At 69.0% G+C, this 836-nt stretch carries 1 pseudogene; it reads right to left on the bottom strand.

The window, feature by feature from the left end:
• Positions 1-836, bottom strand: a pseudogene (locus tag P3W75_RS12705) (histidine kinase); the annotation flags it as partial.

Here is an 836-nt window from a genome sequence, read left to right as displayed (position 1 = left end):
GGTGCGCAGGGCGCGCATGCGGCTCAGCTGGCGCTCCAGCATCGACGGGTAGGGTTCCTTCAGCCACTCCACGCAGCTGGCCTCCGCCGGGTTGGCGATCGGCCGCACGCGGGCGCGCTGGCGCACCTGCTCGTCGTTGGCGATGCTGCGCTCGATCAGCAGCAGGTTGCGGCTGTGCTGGCTGAGGGTCAGCGCGCTCTGTACTGCGGTCTCCTGCAGCAGCTCGGCCTGGGCCAGTTCGGCCAGTTCGTCGCCCTGGGTCAGGCCCAGTTGCAATTGCAGGGTGATGCCGCTGTCCACCACTTCGATCTGCAGGGCGTGGCCGAGCGCGCGCATCAGTTCGCCACAGCACAGGGCGTGGGTGAGGTAGTCGTCATCGTCGCGGGCGTGGAACAGGATCAGGCTGCCGCCGTCGCTGAGGGTGTACAGCTGGCCCTTGTACAGGCGCGCGGCCTGCTCCAGGCAGTCGCGGTAGCGCTCCAGCAGGTCCACCAGGCGGCCGCGCGGCAGGCGCCGCAGTTGCTCCTGGTTGCCCAGTTGCACCGCCAGCACCGCGCAGGGGTTGGGCAGCTCCGGCTCGATTTCGGGCTCGGCTTCTTCTTCCTCGGCCTCGAACGCTTCCTCTGCTTCAGGCGCGTCGATCTCGTCGGCGAAGTCATCGGCGCTCAGCGCTTCGGTATGAGGCAGCTCGCCCTCGGCGAAGATGTTCTCGTCGAATTCGTGTTCGTCACCGGCCAGGCCCAGGCGCGGTTCGAGCGCCTCGCCCAGGTCGATTTCCGGGTCGGCGTCGATGGCTGGCTCGGCGGCTTTTTCCGGCGCCTTGGCCGGGACGGGCG

Origin of the sequence: Pseudomonas citronellolis, from assembly GCF_029335315.1 — a bacterium.
Lineage (GTDB): Bacteria > Pseudomonadota > Gammaproteobacteria > Pseudomonadales > Pseudomonadaceae > Pseudomonas > Pseudomonas citronellolis_A.
Note: the sequence above shows the minus strand (reverse complement) of the source record. Positions and strands in the feature narration are given on the sequence as shown.